At 47.3% G+C, this 15,254-nt stretch carries 14 protein-coding genes and 1 rRNA gene; 4 read left to right on the top strand and 11 right to left on the bottom strand.

Going from position 1 to position 15,254, the window contains the following annotated elements:
• The 5 genes from GMA8713_RS19785 to GMA8713_RS19765 form a co-directional block, all read right to left on the bottom strand.
• Positions 1-229: ribosomal RNA gene (locus GMA8713_RS19785) — 16S ribosomal RNA — on the bottom strand; the annotation flags it as partial.
• Positions 230-724: 495 nt separating this feature from the next.
• Complete coding sequence (locus GMA8713_RS19780; RefSeq protein WP_062713491.1) at positions 725-1,159, bottom strand: type IV pilus modification PilV family protein; 435 nt, start codon at positions 1,157-1,159, stop codon at positions 725-727.
• Positions 1,149-2,429, bottom strand: coding sequence for a hypothetical protein (locus GMA8713_RS19775; RefSeq protein WP_062713490.1), 1,281 nt, complete (start codon positions 2,427-2,429; stop codon positions 1,149-1,151). Before GMA8713_RS19775 ends, GMA8713_RS19780 begins: the two co-directional genes overlap by 11 nt.
• A 5-nt stretch (positions 2,430-2,434) precedes the next feature.
• On the bottom strand, positions 2,435-3,082 hold the full coding sequence (locus GMA8713_RS19770; RefSeq protein ID WP_062713488.1) for a PilW family protein: 648 nt from the start codon (positions 3,080-3,082) through the stop codon (positions 2,435-2,437).
• On the bottom strand, positions 3,079-3,618 hold the full coding sequence (locus tag GMA8713_RS19765; RefSeq protein WP_232314500.1) for a pilus assembly FimT family protein: 540 nt from the start codon (positions 3,616-3,618) through the stop codon (positions 3,079-3,081). The genes GMA8713_RS19770 and GMA8713_RS19765 overlap by 4 nt, the downstream gene beginning before the upstream one ends.
• Positions 3,619-3,709: 91 nt before the next feature.
• Here GMA8713_RS19765 and GMA8713_RS19760 point away from each other — a divergent pair, with 91 nt between their 5' ends.
• Positions 3,710-4,162, top strand: a complete 453-nt coding sequence (locus GMA8713_RS19760; RefSeq protein ID WP_232314499.1) for a type IV pilin protein — start codon at positions 3,710-3,712, stop codon at positions 4,160-4,162.
• Positions 4,163-4,207: 45 nt separating this feature from the next.
• Here GMA8713_RS19760 and dnaJ read toward each other — a convergent pair whose 3' ends face one another.
• The 3 genes from dnaJ to grpE all read right to left on the bottom strand — a co-directional run bounded on the left by dnaJ (position 4,208) and on the right by grpE (position 8,241).
• Positions 4,208-5,347, bottom strand: coding sequence for a molecular chaperone DnaJ (dnaJ, locus tag GMA8713_RS19755; protein WP_062713497.1), 1,140 nt, complete (start codon positions 5,345-5,347; stop codon positions 4,208-4,210).
• A gap of 174 nt (positions 5,348-5,521) precedes the next feature.
• A complete protein-coding gene (gene dnaK, locus GMA8713_RS19750; protein ID WP_002535682.1) occupies positions 5,522-7,438 on the bottom strand; it encodes a molecular chaperone DnaK in 1,917 nt (638 codons plus the stop codon).
• A 197-nt stretch (positions 7,439-7,635) separates the two neighbouring features.
• Positions 7,636-8,241, bottom strand: coding sequence for a nucleotide exchange factor GrpE (gene grpE / locus GMA8713_RS19745; RefSeq protein WP_002535681.1), 606 nt, complete (start codon positions 8,239-8,241; stop codon positions 7,636-7,638).
• A 184-nt stretch (positions 8,242-8,425) separates the two neighbouring features.
• On the opposite strand from grpE, the gene nadK reads away from it, so the two are divergent.
• The 3 genes from nadK (at position 8,426) to bamE (ending at position 11,660) form a co-directional block, all read left to right on the top strand.
• Positions 8,426-9,307, top strand: coding sequence for an NAD(+) kinase (nadK, locus tag GMA8713_RS19740; RefSeq protein ID WP_062713484.1), 882 nt, complete (start codon positions 8,426-8,428; stop codon positions 9,305-9,307).
• A 194-nt stretch (positions 9,308-9,501) separates the two neighbouring features.
• Entirely contained in the window at positions 9,502-11,169 is a 1,668-nt protein-coding gene (gene recN, locus GMA8713_RS19735; RefSeq protein WP_062713482.1) for a DNA repair protein RecN, read from the top strand.
• Positions 11,170-11,303: 134 nt separating this feature from the next.
• Positions 11,304-11,660, top strand: coding sequence for an outer membrane protein assembly factor BamE (gene bamE, locus GMA8713_RS19730; RefSeq protein WP_002535677.1), 357 nt, complete (start codon positions 11,304-11,306; stop codon positions 11,658-11,660).
• A 344-nt stretch (positions 11,661-12,004) separates the two neighbouring features.
• On the opposite strand, the gene phoU is transcribed toward bamE, so the two are convergent.
• From phoU to pstA, 3 genes are read right to left on the bottom strand one after another with little or no spacing between them, the layout of a single operon-like run.
• The gene (gene phoU / locus GMA8713_RS19725; protein ID WP_062713494.1) at positions 12,005-12,712 is read right to left on the bottom strand and encodes a phosphate signaling complex protein PhoU; all 708 of its coding nucleotides are present in this window, start codon (positions 12,710-12,712) and stop codon (positions 12,005-12,007) included.
• Positions 12,713-12,729: 17 nt separating this feature from the next.
• Positions 12,730-13,548: a phosphate ABC transporter ATP-binding protein PstB gene (pstB, locus tag GMA8713_RS19720; RefSeq protein ID WP_062713480.1), complete on the bottom strand. Its 819-nt coding sequence runs from the start codon at positions 13,546-13,548 to the stop codon at positions 12,730-12,732.
• 23 nt (positions 13,549-13,571) lie between these two features.
• A complete protein-coding gene (pstA, locus tag GMA8713_RS19715; protein ID WP_062713478.1) occupies positions 13,572-15,218 on the bottom strand; it encodes a phosphate ABC transporter permease PstA in 1,647 nt (548 codons plus the stop codon).
• Between the last annotated feature and the right edge of the window lie 36 nt (positions 15,219-15,254).

Raw genomic sequence — 15,254 nt, 5'->3', positions numbered from 1 at the left:
GAGAGGCCCGAAGGTCCCCCTCTTTGGTCCAAAGACATCATGCGGTATTAGCCACCGTTTCCAGTGGTTATCCCCCTCTACCAGGCAGGTTCCCAGCCATTACTCACCCGTCCGCCGCTCGCCGCCCAATAAATCATCCGAAGAATCTTTATTGTCGCTGCCGCTCGACTTGCATGTGTTAGGCCTGCCGCCAGCGTTCAATCTGAGCCATGATCAAACTCTTCAATTAGAAAGTTTTGGCTCGATGAAATACTGTTGTGTTCTAACCCTCTCCAACAAAGTAAAGAAAGAGCAGAACGAATTGACTGTGCCGATAACTCCGAAGAGTTTTCGTTTGGTCACTCAGTAAACATCGATAAATCTTTTGTCTATCAACTACGAGTGCCCACACAGATTGCATAGGTCAAATTGTTAAAGAACGTTGACTTGAAGAAGCGTTGCTTCTCACCGTCAGGGCTGCGAATTTTACGCTGCCGGGCGATGAAGTCAAGAAGAAATTTTGAGATTTTTCAGCGTTGCTTTCGCAACCCTCAAAACACCTTGTTGACTCACCTCTTCACCGCATTTTTCAATGCCTTGGTGAGGAAGTTTTCGCGTTTCGACTTGGTCGGCGCTTCCTTGTTGGGAGCTGCTTGCCGTGTCGATGGGGCGTATTATAGGGAGGTCTCGAATTCTGGCAAGGGCTTTTTTGCGAAAAAAGTCACAAGAACCGATTAACCGTTCACTAATCCAGCAGGTTGGTGAATTTAGACACAGAAACTGGGAGAGAAAGGCTTTGAGCAGTGCCATTTCTGTCATTCCAGCTGACTTTAACATCCATTATCTTGGCATAGGTTGCGGCCACACCACCAGCTGGCGTGTGTTGAAGCGTTTTTGTGGGCGTCACTGAAAGACTATATAGAGAGCCTTCGCTCAGTGTTAGCTGACAGCTTTGAATGTTTTCTACCGTTTTGCCTTCGCAATCTGAACCTGTAGTATTCAATGTTTGCAGTAAAGCAATCTGAGACTCCGCAATTTGCTTTGCCTCAACAAACATAAGTGCGTTCGCCTTCTCGACTTCTAGGTGGCTATATAGCTTTAACGTTCCAACACCAGACAAAACAACGACCAATATAGCGATAAGCGTCTCTACAAGTGAAAAGCCTTTGTTAGAAGTCATGAATACTTCCTTTTACCAGCTTTGGCGCTCCTCCTGAGCTTGGGTTTTCCGAGTCCCCATTATACTTGGGTTTAAAAGAACCTCTGACACGAGATACTGAATCTGGTACATCTAAAAGATACTGACCAGCACTTTCAAAAGAACCATGAAAGTAAAAAGGTAGTTTTCCCCATTTTGAAGCGTCATCTTCATAAAGATGTTTTAACTCATCACACAATGACTTCATTGCGCCGTCATTACACATAATATGGTTGGTTCCGTCAGTTTTTTTATACGCCCCCCAAGAGAGCGCAACATTGGATTCACTATGACCAATCGAAAATTGCAAAATTGTGCCATTAAACGTGAATGCTGTTTTTGCACCAACAACACCGTTTTTGACAACGATTAGTGCAGGTTTGTTAGCATCTCCACCACCGGATAACCCTTGAAGGTAGCAATCCCCTTCAACCCAAACAGAATTGACACTGTTGCTTTCCAACAATGTTTTAATATCTGCACCACATTCTGAAACTTTGTCTTTGTCCGTCTGTGCAGACCCGGTCACCAATACTTTATCGAACGTTTTTTTGACACTTTCCCATTCAACTCTTGGAGTATCAAAGAACTCTTCAAATACTTTAATGTTCTCCTGACCGTGTAAAATGTCTAGCTCAAAGTCGTTTGTTATTGGGTTAGAATTTTCGGGGATATATGTACTAAACAAGTCACCACACTTTTCTTTTTCGCCCGGCAAATCAGAAGTGAACTTTGCCGTACCTACATCTATTGTCACATCACCACCGGCAATAATCGCAATGCACTCGTAAGTATCTACGCCACCAACTGTTCCAATCTTGTTGCCTTTCGCCGGAGTCCAATCGTTACCGCCCTCTACAACCAAGCTACCTGATGTCTTAAAAGCTGCAGCTGTTGCACCTCCAGCCTGTATGACAATTTTGGAAGATGCATAGCCTACAAAAGAAGAAAGTAGCCAAGGACTTTCAGAACCAATAACAGTAATTAAACCGCCGCTTGAACCTTCGCATTCATCAAATTCTGAGTCTGAAAAATCTGCATCATTAGGATTTAGTTCATTTTGCTCAAACACCGCAATCGCACAATCCAATCCGGCCTTTGCACTCGCTCTCTGCTTTGCATCCAAAATCTGGTTTTGCGCCTTTTTAATATCAGCAAGCCCAGAATTAGCCACTGAAATCGCAAACAAAGCCACAACGAGCAAAACGCCACTGACTACTGCGAGGGTTGCCATTCCTTTTTGAGTGTTCATCCGTGCTAACCATCCACATTGGGTACTGACACCGTGAAATTCACAGTGTCTGAGATTGAACTGTCACTTTTCAGTGACGCAGTAATAGTGACTTCAACTGTTTGCGCTTTATTAGTGGAGCCAACACTTTGCAGGAGAGAACGTTTGAAACTGAGAGAATCGATGGATAGACGATCATATGTCATATCACGCCAATAACCGCTGTCACATGTCCAGTTAGCTAAAGCCTTCCAGTTTTCGTACACCTCGATGACTAACTTGTCACTATCCCAACGATACCCCTTGGCATCATCTTTGTTCAAAGCCACTGCCCCAGAGCGTTTATCGTGGTTATAGGCAAACCGGATACATTCCCCGCCCTCAACCTTCGAAGCGCTGTCATCAATCAATACTGATGATGAAGCACCTGCCTCATCATCCTTAATAAAAGGGTTCACCGAGGTGCAGTCGTAGCAAAACCCTGCACGTGCTATCTCACTTTTCATCGTGTCTGCGACGATGTTTAATTGGGATCTCAGAAAGTCGTTTTGAAGTTGCTTGGTTCCAAATTCGGTATTGATGGTAAAAAGCGCCAGTGACGAGGCCAGCACAATTAAGCTGACCGTCATCCCTACCATCATTTCAACAAGCGTGTAGCCAAAGCTTCGCTTCATGATGAACAGGACTCCCAGCCTGTAACCGTTGTGTTGCTGCAAGCTTTAAGACCAGCATATTGACGAATCAAAATCCCAGACTCTTTTCCGGTTTCATCACCATGAGCTAGCTTTACTGTCTTGTTCGTCGACGGGAGACCATTGATAGAAGAAAAGTGGAAAAGCTTCATTGGGTCAGTCGCTTCTGGCTCCTGCACATTCACTTGGGCCCCAATTTCCAGAATAACCTTTTGCAACCCTTCGTTGTCGGTACAACTAAAATTGGTTACTTCAGACTTTTCACTGAGCCCAATACAGCCGTTATCCGTTGCACTTGAAGGCACATAATACACATAGATATTGCGATGGCGTCGCAGGGATTCAGATTGTCCAACTTCCAGGACCGAAAGTAATTGGGAGGCCTTATTTTCTACAACAGCCGCTTTATGAGAAGACACATAGGTTGGCACAGCTACCGCTGTGACGACTGCCAATACCGACACCGTCGTTATCATTTCAATTAAGCTAAATCCGCGCTGTAGATTCCAATATCTCACAACAAATTCCTTTAGCGTCCGCTGTACCTTGTTTCCATACTATCAACGGCGATACCGTAGGTCTCTGGAATAAAGATGGATTTTCCGCATAGTGAACCAAAAAATGACGCTGAGAACTAAGACATTACATCTAGGTATGACGTTGATCGAAATCTTGATTGCCGTAGCCATCATCGGTGCCATCACTACGATTGCGGTCCCAGCCGTGGGGGATTATTTGATTAAGTCAGAGCGCAGTAGAGTTCAGGTGGACTTGTATCAGTTACAGACCCACACCGAGCAAACTTTTACGTCAACAGGTAGCTACCCAACGAATACCACGTTAGTTTGCACAAAATGCCAGGTTTCTGATGACTATGATTTCTCAATTACAATCGGAGGTTCTGGCAACAATGTTTACAAGATTCAAGCAAAACCCAAATCCACTTCTAGACAGGATAAAGATACTGACTGTCATACCATGGTCATTAATGCTGCATCAGAGCAGCTTAATTTCAAAAAAGATGCGAGTGCTATCTCTGACAATGGCAAATGCTGGATATAAAAAAACCGGCGAATTCGCCGGTTTTTCGTTTTCTCTTACTGACTGTTAGCTGGTCAGATCGTCAAAGAATTTCTTCACGCCATCGAAGAAGCCTTCTGATTTAGGCTTGTGCTTTTTCGCGGCACTGCCTCCCAGTGATTCTTCGAACTCACGCAGCAATTCTTTTTGTTTGCTGCTGAGGTTAACCGGGGTTTCAACCACCAGTTTACAGATCAGGTCGCCAAGGCCACCACCACGCACTGACTGCACACCCTTACCACGCATGCGGAACATACGGCCAGTTTGTGTTTCTGTAGGAACCTTCAGATTCACACGTCCGTCCAGTGTTGGTACTTCTACTTCGCCGCCCAATGCTGCCATGGTAAAGCTTACTGGTACTTCGCAGTACAAGTTGTTGCCATCACGGGTGAAGATGTGGTGATCACGCACGTGTACCTGTACATACAAATCGCCAGCTGGTGCGCCAAATTCTCCGGCTTCACCTTCATCTGTTAGACGAATACGGTCACCCGTGTCTACGCCTGCAGGGATTTTCACACTAAGGGTCTTGGTCTTCTGAACACGGCCTTGGCCATGACAGCTATCGCAAGGGTCTTTGATGATTTTGCCGCGACCGTGACAGGTTGGACAGGTTTGCTGTACAGCAAAGAAGCCCTGACGCATCTGCACTTGGCCTTGGCCGTGACAGGTTCCACACGTTTGTGGCGATGAACCTGGTTTTGCACCACTGCCACCACATGGGTCACAGCTTACGTAAGTCGGGACATCAATCTCTTTGGTCACACCACGGACTGCTTCTTCTAAAGAAAGCTCCATGTTGTAGCGAAGGTCTGCACCACGCTGGGCACGTGCCTGACCGCCACGGCGACCACCACCAAAGATGTCGCCAAACACGTCACCAAAGATATCGCTGAAGTCTGCGCCGCCACCGAAGCCGCCGCCACCGCCCATTCCACCTTGTTCAAAGGCTGCATGGCCGTATTGGTCATAAGCTGCGCGTTTTTGATCGTCTGTGAGGATTTCGTACGCCAGCTTCACTTCTTTAAATTTCTCGGCTGCCGTTTCATCACCAGGGTTTTTATCCGGGTGGTACTTCATCGCAAGACGCTTGTACGCCTTTTTGATGTCACGCTCACTGGCGTCGCGGCTTACGCCAAGCACTTCATAAAAATCACGATTTGACATGTTTTGCTTGTCACCTGCTTCTATACCGGGCAAAAAAGTTAGCCCCGTATCATACAACTACGGGCGAAGGAGAAAATCCTCCTGCGCCCGTGCGAAATAAAAACGGTTAAATCTTTCGATTCAGGTCTTGCTGCTTTTCAGTCGCAAGACCTGCTTCTGGGATGTTATCCAGTCTTATTTTTTGTCGTCTTTTACTTCTTCAAACTCAGCATCAACAACGTCGTCGTCTTGCTTAGTTTGCTCTGCACCGGCGTCTTGAGCTTGCGCAGCTTGTGCTTGCTGCTGAGCCACTTCCATCAGCTTCTGAGATGCTGCGATCAGTGCCTGCACTTTTGCGTCGATAGCTTCTTTATCTTCGCCTTTACGTGCTTCTTCTAGCTCGCTGATTGCTGCTTCGATCTTCTCTTTCTCGTCAGCTGGCAGTGCGTCGCCTGCTTCTTCGATTTGCTTGCGAGTACCGTGAACCATTTGGTCAGCTTGGTTGCGCGCAGACGCCAGTTCTTCGAACTTCTTGTCGGCTTCTTTGTTCGCTTCCGCTTCCTGAACCATTTTCTCGATTTCGTCGTCGCTCAGACCGCCCGATGCCTGGATAGTGATCTTCTGCTCTTTACCTGTGCTCTTGTCTTTCGCAGACACGTGCAGGATACCGTCAGCATCCAGGTCGAAGATAACTTCGATTTGTGGCATGCCACGTGGTGCTGGGTTGATGCCTTCCAGGTTGAATTGACCCAGAGACTTGTTGTACGTCGCTTGCTTACGCTCACCTTGCAGTACGTGAATCGTTACTGCACTTTGGTTGTCTTCAGCAGTAGAGAACACTTGGTTCGCCTTAGTAGGGATAGTGGTGTTCTTCTCGATGAGCTTAGTCATCACACCGCCCATGGTTTCGATACCCAGAGACAGTGGCGTTACGTCCAGCAGCAGAACGTCTTTCACGTCACCTGCCAGTACACCGCCCTGAACCGCTGCACCAACTGCAACTGCTTCGTCAGGGTTCACGTCTTTACGTGCTTCTTTACCAAAGAATTCAGCAACTTTCGCTTGAACCATTGGCATACGAGTCTGACCACCAACCAGGATTACGTCGTTGATGTCGTTTACAGACAGGTCTGCGTCAGCCAGTGCAACTTTCAGTGGCTCCAGTGAACGTTGAACCAGATCTTCAACCAGTGACTCCAGCTTCGCACGGGTCACTTTAACGTTCATGTGCTTAGGACCAGTCGCATCTGCAGTGATGTACGGTAGGTTCACGTCAGTTTGCTGTGCAGAAGACAGTTCAATCTTCGCTTTCTCAGCTGCTTCTTTCAGACGCTGCATTGCCAGTGGATCTTTACGCAGGTCGATGCCTTGGTCTTTTTTGAACTCGTCAACCAGGTAGTTGATCATGCGGTTATCGAAGTCTTCACCACCCAAGTGAGTATCACCGTTGGTTGCCAGTACTTCGAACGTCTTCTCGCCGTCAACTTCGTCAATCTCGATGATAGAGATATCGAAAGTACCACCACCCAAGTCGTAAACTGCGATAGTGCGATCACCACCTTGCTTGTCCAGGCCGTAAGCCAGTGCAGCAGCAGTTGGTTCGTTGATAATACGTTTAACTTCCAGACCCGCGATGCGGCCAGCGTCTTTAGTTGCTTGGCGCTGTGCGTCGTTGAAGTACGCAGGTACTGTGATAACTGCGCCAGTTACTTCTTCACCGAGGAAGTCTTCTGCAGTTTTCTTCATTTTCTTCAGAACTTCAGCGGAAACCTGAGGAGCTGCCATTTTCTGGCCTTTAGCTTCTACCCATGCATCGCCGTTGTCAGCCTTAACGATTTTATAAGGCATGATTTCGATATCACGCTGAACTTCTTCGTCTTCGAAGCGACGACCGATCAGTCGTTTGATTGCAAACAGCGTGTTTTCTGGGTTGGTCACAGCCTGACGTTTTGCTGGCTGACCTACCAGAGTTTCACCGTCCTGGGTGTACGCGATGATTGATGGCGTTGTGCGATCGCCCTCTGCGTTTTCGATTACGCGTGGCTTGTCACCGTCCAGTACTGCTACACATGAGTTGGTAGTACCCAAGTCGATACCAATGATCTTACCCATTTGGTTTTCTCCGAAAATTCGTCTTACGTCTATGTTGCGTTAACCCATATATGGGGGTCGCGGTTTAGGGTTCAACCCTGCACAAGAAAAATTTTTAAATTTTCTTTTTGATGCACCTTAAATAAGGGCGACTTATTGGCTTTCAAGGCCTGAAATGAAAAAAACCCGCAAAAAGCGGGTTTTTCCTTAAATTCGGCTTATGCCTGCTCGTTCACGTTACCAGCAGCGGCTTTTGAAACCATTACCATGGCAGGGCGAACAACACGACCATTCAGTTCATAGCCTTTCTGCATCACAAACATCACGGTATTTGGCTCGTGATCTGCGCTTTCCTGAATAGACATTGCCTGATGGAATTCTGGGTTGAACGGTTCGCCGTGTGGGTTCAACTCTTTCAGGCCGAATTTTTCCACTGCATCTTTCATGGTCTTCAGCGTTAGCTCAACGCCTTCGATCATCGGCTTGAGGGCGTCATTTTCTTTGTCCGCCATCTCTACTGCGCGTTCCATGTTGTCGATAACAGGAAGTAGTTCGTTCGCGAAACGCTCCAGAGCAAACTTACGCGCTTTGTCTATTTCCTGCTCGGTACGACGACGCATATTTTCAATGTCTGCACGTGCGCGCAGTACGCTGTCTTGTTGCTCTTTCACTGTCGCTTCACTTGCTTCAAGTGCAGCTTCAAGCTCAGTGATCCGGCTAATCATTGCATCAGTTTCAGCATCAAGGGCATTTTCTTCAGCCTGTGCTTCCACTGCTTCGTTTTGCAATTCTTCTTCCTGGATCTTGTTTTCTTCTTTGCTCATGCTCTCTCCGACACAATACACTGTGTTGAACCCCAAAAATCTCAAGGATTGGGGCATCAATCTCGACGGTTTTGCTTATTATGGGGATGAATGGTCACGTTTCAAGGTGTCTCTTGCCGCAATACACGACAAGTGTAGGGCAATCACTTATACTCAAGCCACTAAACTGTGCAGGATCAATAAGATGTCAAAGCGTTTTAACACTATAGCTTTGGTAGGAAAACCGCGAAATCCAGAAGCGGTAGCAACCCATGAAAGCCTGTATCACTGGCTGACCCAACAGGGTTACCGCACATTGGTCGACAATCGTCTCGACAATTACCTCAATATTCCGGCTGATGACTTCCACGATTTGCTTTCGCTGGGTGCTAAAGCCGATTTAGCCATTGTCATTGGTGGTGATGGAAACATGCTGGGCGCTGCTCGTGTCCTTTCCCGTTTTGATATTTCCGTTATCGGGGTCAACCGAGGCAATCTTGGCTTTTTGACCGATCTCGATCCAGATGAATACAAAGACGCACTGACGTCAGTATTATCCGGTGAATACATCGAAGATCACCGCTTCTTGCTTGAAGCGGAAGTGCATCGTCACGGTCAGGTGAAAAGCCACAATGCGGCGCTTAACGAAGCCGTGCTTCACCCTGGGCAAGTTGCGCATATGATTGAGTTTGAAGTCTATATAGACGACAACTTTGCCTTCTCTCAGCGTTCTGACGGCATCATCATTTCGACACCAACAGGCTCAACGGCTTACAGCCTTTCCGGTGGTGGTCCTATCCTGTCACCGAGCATTGATGCGATTTCACTCGTTCCTATGTTCCCGCATACGCTGTCGAGCCGTCCTTTGGTCGTCGACGCTAAACGGCATATCAAGCTTGTTGTTTCACCGGACAACGGCAGCACCCTGGAAGTCAGTTGTGACAGTCAGGTCTCTTTGCCTGTTAATCCGGGGGATGAAGTACATATCTACAGAAGTCCTTCACTGTTGAAGCTTATCCATCCTAAAAATTACAGCTACTACAAAACGTTGCGAACCAAATTGGGCTGGTCGAGCAAACTCTTCTGATAAAACAGGGAAAGAGCATTGTTTATGAAAAGAGCGGCTTAGTCTGCTCTTTTTTATTTCCAACACTCACATTGCTCGTTTTTTAACCCGCATCACAATTTCATCGCGAATTCATACCTGACTATCTTTACTGTATACAAACACAGTATATACTGTGCAAAAAAACAGGTGATGATAAACACAGGTATAGGCTCATGCTGGCACACATCACAATTCAAAACTTTGCCATTGTTAAAGCGCTCGAACTCGACTTCCAACAGGGAATGACCACCATTACCGGCGAGACCGGTGCAGGTAAATCCATCGCTATTGATGCTTTGGGGTTATGTCTGGGCGATCGCGCGGATGCTTCTATGGTTCGTCCCGGTGAGGAAAAAGCCGAAATCGTGGTGCTCTTCCAACTCCAGAACAATCCTGCCGCGAGACGCTGGCTAGAAGACAATGAGTTGGTCGATGGTGATGAGTGCATTCTGCGACGTGTGATCACCAAAGAGGGGCGTTCACGCGCCTTCATTAATGGCAGCCCTGTTCCAGCCTCGCAGCAAAAAGCATTGGGACAGCACCTTATTAATATTCATGGTCAGCACGCCCATCAGCTTTTGATGAAGAACGATTATCAACTGACGTTGCTCGACCAATATGCCGGCCACCAAAACCTTCTAGCTACAATGCGCCAACGCTATCAAGACTGGCGTGCCGCACGAAACGAGCTCAAGCAGTTAGAAAAGAACAAAGAAGCGTTCGAAGCCCAACGCCAACTATTGGAATATCAGGTTAACGAGCTCAATGAATTGGCGTTAGGTGAAACCGAATATCCAGAACTGGAAGCGGAGCATAAGCGCCTCTCCAACTGTGGCGACATTGCGATTTGTAGCCAAAGCGTCCTGCAGGCATTAAGTGAAGATGATGAAAACAACGCAATGCAGTTGTTGCAGTTTGCCCAGCAGAAGCTTGCCGAACTCGCCGAGATGGATAGCCGTTTTAACGATCTAACACAGATGTTGGACGAAGCTTGTATTCAAGTTCAGGAAACCAGCCATGAGATCTCAAGCTATATGGATAGTGTGGATATGGATCCTGCGCGCCTGAGCTATTTGGATGAGCGCATGGCGACCATAATGCGTCTTTCCCGTAAACATCAGGTTTCTCCTGAAGAGCTTTTCACTTCCCATCAGTCTCTGGTGAATGACCTTGAAAACCTCAATGACAGCGATAACCAGATTGAACAGCTTGCCGCACAAGTCGAACTGAAGCACCAAGCTTGTCTAGCAGCCGCTGAGAAACTCAGCAAGAGCCGTAAGCGTTACGCCAAAGAGCTGGATAAACTGATTTCTGCCAGCATGCATGAGCTCAGCATGCAAAACGGCAAATTCCATATTGCACTGGATAGCCAGCCAGAAAGTCATTTGTCACCCCTGGGCTTCGACAGTATCGAGCTTTTGGTTTCCACCAACCCAGGTCAGCCAATGCAAGCGTTAGGGCGCGTGGCTTCCGGTGGTGAGCTTTCCCGTATATCTTTGGCGATTCAGGTTATTACTGCACAGAAAGTGGATACACCAAGCCTTATCTTCGATGAAGTGGATGTAGGTATCAGTGGTCCAACAGCGGCCATTGTCGGCAAACTGCTTCGCAAGCTAGGTGAATCAACCCAAGTGATGTGTGTAACGCACTTACCGCAAGTTGCCGGCTGTGGTCATCAGCAAATGTTCGTGGCGAAAACCAGCGAGAAAGGTAAAACCACCACCAGCATGATTCCGCTGGATACTCAGTCCCGAGTTAAGGAACTGGCACGACTGCTCGGTGGCAGCGAAATTACTGAACACACTCTCGCCAATGCTAAAGAGCTGCTTATTACGGCATAGGGACTCTTAGCCTGAAGAGAAAGAAACTTTTCCCCAATAGCACGGTCGAACAAGCAAGTTGAGACAAGAGTTTTTTACTTCTCTCACTTGCTTGTTTATCATCGTCCCCTATTTTGGAAATGAAGTAAGAAGTCATGCGTTGGAAACACATCGTTGCGGCATCCCTTGTTCTGGCTAGCCTCTCAGGCTGTTCTTGGGTTAACAAGCTGGTTTATCGCATAGATATTAATCAGGGAAATTACATCGACCAAACTGCGGTCGAAGAGCTCAAATTTGGCATGACCAAAGAGCAGGTTAAGTTCTTACTTGGTCCACCTATGTTGGTTGAATCCGGCTATCCGAATACCTGGTATTTTGTTCAATATCTGAAGCCTGGACATGACGAACCAGAACAGAAAGAACTGGTTCTTTCTTTCGACGACAACGGTCAGTTGGTCGGCATGAAAGGTGACTATCAGCCAGGTACGGGATTTTTCGAAGCCGTTCGCTAAATTGATGCCTAAATGCCAGAATCAAAAAACCCGCTAACCGCGGGTTTTTTATTGACCTATACCCAAACGACCTGAAGATGCTCGCATTCAGAGGCCATCAATGCGTTCAATTCGAGGCAAATACCACGAGGTATAGTGGTTCTATTTCCGTGGAATTTAACGAAGAAGTGGGCGCATTGAGGGCCTCCCTTCGGGCGAGTTGACTGACGCCGTGCCCTTTGTTGTTCCTTTTTGATGGAGATGACTACACCTGCAAAGGAACGCCGCGATCACAACGCAAGTCAATCTCGCTGAATCCTGCATCTTCAGGTTGTTTGGGTATATTCAATGTAGATACGAAAGCGCTATTTCAGCATTTTTTCCAACTGTTCTTTGTTGGTATGACGGATGTCTTTACCTTTCACAAAGTAAATGATGTATTCGCAGATGTTCTGGCATCTGTCTCCCACCCGCTCAATGGCTCGAGCTGACCACATGACTTTCAGAACATTAGGAATAGAACGCGGGTCTTCCATCATGTAAGTCATCAACTGACGCAGAATCGCTTCGTATTCTTTATCCAGATGGTCATCGCTGTGATACACCTTCATCGCCGCATCAACATCCATTCGTGCAAAAGCATCCAACACATCATGCAGCATACGTGCAGCTTTATGGCCCAGGTTTTCCAGTGACACTAAAAACGGTTGTTGATGATTGGAAAAATTATCTAACGCCATCTTCGCAATACTGTCCGCAACGTCACCAATACGCTCAAGGTCGGTAATGGTTTTGATGATAGCTATCACCAAGCGTAAATCACCCGCTGTAGGTTGGCGTTTTGCAATGATTCGCGTGCAGGCTTCATCGATAGCGACTTCCATTGAGTTGACCTTATGGTCTTCACGGATCACCTGTTTTGCAAGCTCTACATCCTGATAATGCATCGCACGCAAAGCGTCAGTCAGCTGTCTCTCTACCAATCCACCCATCGCGAGCACATGGGTGCGGATAGCTTCCAGTTCAGCATTAAACTGACCTGAAATATGGCGACTGATATTTTGGTTATCCATCATTTGCGTGCAATTCCTTAACCGTATCGGCCAGTGATGTAATCTTCGGTTTGCTTGTTTTTCGGTGTGGTAAACAGCGTATCTGTGTCGGCATATTCTACCAGTTTACCTAGGTTGATAAAGGCAGTTTGATCAGACACACGCGCAGCTTGTTGCATGTTGTGGGTAACGATCACCACAGTATATTTACGTTTAAGATCGTTGATGAGTTCTTCAATCGTCAGCGTCGAAATCGGATCCAGTGCCGATGTAGGTTCATCAAGCAAAAGGACTTCTGGCTCAATCGCGATAGCGCGCGCGATCACCAATCGTTGTTGCTGGCCGCCAGACAAACCAAACGCGTTGTCATGAAGCCGATCTTTCACCTCATCCCATAACGCAGCTGCTCGAAGCGAACGTTCAACCGCATCGTCCAATGTACGTGCGTTTTTCACGCCTTGTAAACGCAATCCGTAAATAACGTTTTCGTAGATAGACTTTGGAAAAGGATTCGGCCGTTGGAACACCATGCCCACCTGGCGGCGAAGAGCTGGCACATCCACCCTTTCATCATAAACATTGGTGCCATGAAGCAGAATTTCGCCCTCTACTTGACAACCATCCACCAAGTCATTCATACGATTGATGCAGCGAAGTAGAGTGGACTTTCCACAACCGGAAGGGCCGATAAATGCCGTCACCTTGCCTTTGGGAATTCGCATATTGATATCGAACAATGCCTGAGTATTGCCGTAATGGAGATTCAAATTCTGGATAACCAGCGCTGTCTGCTCATCTGGAAGCGATGACAGATCGACAGGTCCGAGTAATCCAATGTTGGCATTGATAGATATCATTTCGTCGCGATGTCCTCTAACACTTAAATTTCTTGTTCCAGCGCGCGGTACTTTTCGCGCAAGTGGTTACGGATGGTGATAGCCGCCAGATTCAGGCTGACAATCACAGTCACCAAGAGCAAGGATGTGGCATAAACCAGTGGTCTTGCCGCTTCAATATTCGGGCTTTGGAAGCCAACATCGTAAACGTGGTAACCAAGGTGCATGAACTTTCTGTCGAGATGCAGAAAAGGAAAATTACCATCCAGTGGCAAGCTCGGCGCCACCTTGACGACCCCCACCAGCATCAACGGCGCCACTTCTCCTGCTGCCCGCGCAATTGCAAGTATCAATCCCGTCATAATAGCAGGACTCGCCATTGGCAAAACAATACGCCAGAGGGTTTCTGCCTGTGTAGCCCCCAAAGCCATCGAACCATGACGGACTGAGGTAGGAATGCGTGTAAGACCCTCTTCGGTTGACACAATTACTACTGGCAAGGTCAGGATTGCTAAGGTGAGCGAAGACCATAAGATGCCCGGTGTACCGAATGTCGGATTCGGCAAAGTTTCCGAATAAAACAACGAGTCGATACTGCCACCCACGAAATAAACAAAAAAGCCCAGACCAAACACGCCGTATACGATAGAAGGTACGCCCGCAAGATTCACCACCGCAATGCGGATAATACGCGTGAAAGCATTCTTCCCTGCATATTCATGAAGGTAGACAGCAGCCAGAACGCCAAGTGGAGTCACCATGATGGACATCAGCAGAACCATCAACACGGTGCCAAAGATAGCAGGAAAAACACCACCTTCAGAGTTGGCTTCACGGGGGTTGTCAGTGACAAAGCTAGCTATCAGTCCTGCCCAGTGCGCGACTTTCTCTGGCCAGCTCATGTCATTGGGATACCATAGCCCCAACACATCATTCAACGCGATACGGACGTTGTCACCATAGCGGTCTTTAACAATAAGACTATCCAAAGAGAAATCCGCACGACGCTGCAAGAGTAATTCTTCAAGTGATTGGTAACGCAACTCCAAGGTGCCGATAGCATCCTGAATTTTTGCAGGAACCGCTTTTCCGTCACTCAGATAAGACGCTCTCTCTGTTTTCAGAGCATTGAGCTGATAGTTAACTTTTTCAATTTCTCGCTGCTCGATAGATGCAATCTCAGTACGTCGTATTTCAGCCAGGGTAATCTTCTGTTGGAAAAACTCGTGGGTAAGTGCGGAAGTGGTGACCTTTCCATTATCTAAATAGCCCTTCGGAAAACCGAAGAATGCACCATTTTCAGTGCGTTCAATGACTGCAAGGTCAGGATTAGCAACCTGAGATAGGATGTTTTGGTCCAGCACCGAAATGAAGTCATGCGCTTCACGCTCACGATTCGCCACCTTAATAAGCAGCCTCTGATGCTCTTCAAGCTGCTTGTCTTTGAGCTCAACACCGGCTTCTTTCAATTGACGGGAAGGAATAGACTCCACGCCGTAGATTTGTCCAAAAACAGTTTCCTCACCATGCGGCGTTTCAATTTTGAATTCATAAACAGGCGCTGGCCAGAAATACGCCAAGCCTTTCCAGCCGATCAGAAGCATGACACCAAGCACTGCCACCAGACAAAGACTCACCATGCCGCCTGTCATCCACACCCATGGAGAACTGCTGTTTAATCGCTTAAACATGAGCAAGCTCCAAGCTGGATTGTTGAGTGGCTAATG

It is taken from the genome of Grimontia marina (assembly GCF_900060185.1).
Lineage (GTDB): Bacteria > Pseudomonadota > Gammaproteobacteria > Enterobacterales > Vibrionaceae > Enterovibrio > Enterovibrio marinus.
Note: the sequence above shows the minus strand (reverse complement) of the source record. Positions and strands in the feature narration are given on the sequence as shown.

Bases quoted from the DNA above. Each gene is read 5' to 3' on its own strand.
- GMA8713_RS19780 (WP_062713491.1), bottom strand. From the start codon at position 1,159: ATGACTTCTAACAAAGGCTTTTCACTTGTAGAGACGCTTATCGCTATA.
- GMA8713_RS19775 (WP_062713490.1), bottom strand. From the start codon at position 2,429: ATGAACACTCAAAAAGGAATGGCAACCCTCGCAGTAGTCAGTGGCGTT.
- GMA8713_RS19770 (WP_062713488.1), bottom strand. From the start codon at position 3,082: ATGAAGCGAAGCTTTGGCTACACGCTTGTTGAAATGATGGTAGGGATG.
- dnaJ (WP_062713497.1), bottom strand. From the start codon at position 5,347: ATGTCAAATCGTGATTTTTATGAAGTGCTTGGCGTAAGCCGCGACGCC.
- dnaK (WP_002535682.1), bottom strand. From the start codon at position 7,438: ATGGGTAAGATCATTGGTATCGACTTGGGTACTACCAACTCATGTGTA.
- grpE (WP_002535681.1), bottom strand. From the start codon at position 8,241: ATGAGCAAAGAAGAAAACAAGATCCAGGAAGAAGAATTGCAAAACGAA.
- nadK (WP_062713484.1), top strand. From the start codon at position 8,426: ATGTCAAAGCGTTTTAACACTATAGCTTTGGTAGGAAAACCGCGAAAT.
- recN (WP_062713482.1), top strand. From the start codon at position 9,502: ATGCTGGCACACATCACAATTCAAAACTTTGCCATTGTTAAAGCGCTC.
- bamE (WP_002535677.1), top strand. From the start codon at position 11,304: ATGCGTTGGAAACACATCGTTGCGGCATCCCTTGTTCTGGCTAGCCTC.
- phoU (WP_062713494.1), bottom strand. From the start codon at position 12,712: ATGGATAACCAAAATATCAGTCGCCATATTTCAGGTCAGTTTAATGCT.
- pstB (WP_062713480.1), bottom strand. From the start codon at position 13,548: ATGATATCTATCAATGCCAACATTGGATTACTCGGACCTGTCGATCTG.
- pstA (WP_062713478.1), bottom strand. From the start codon at position 15,218: ATGTTTAAGCGATTAAACAGCAGTTCTCCATGGGTGTGGATGACAGGC.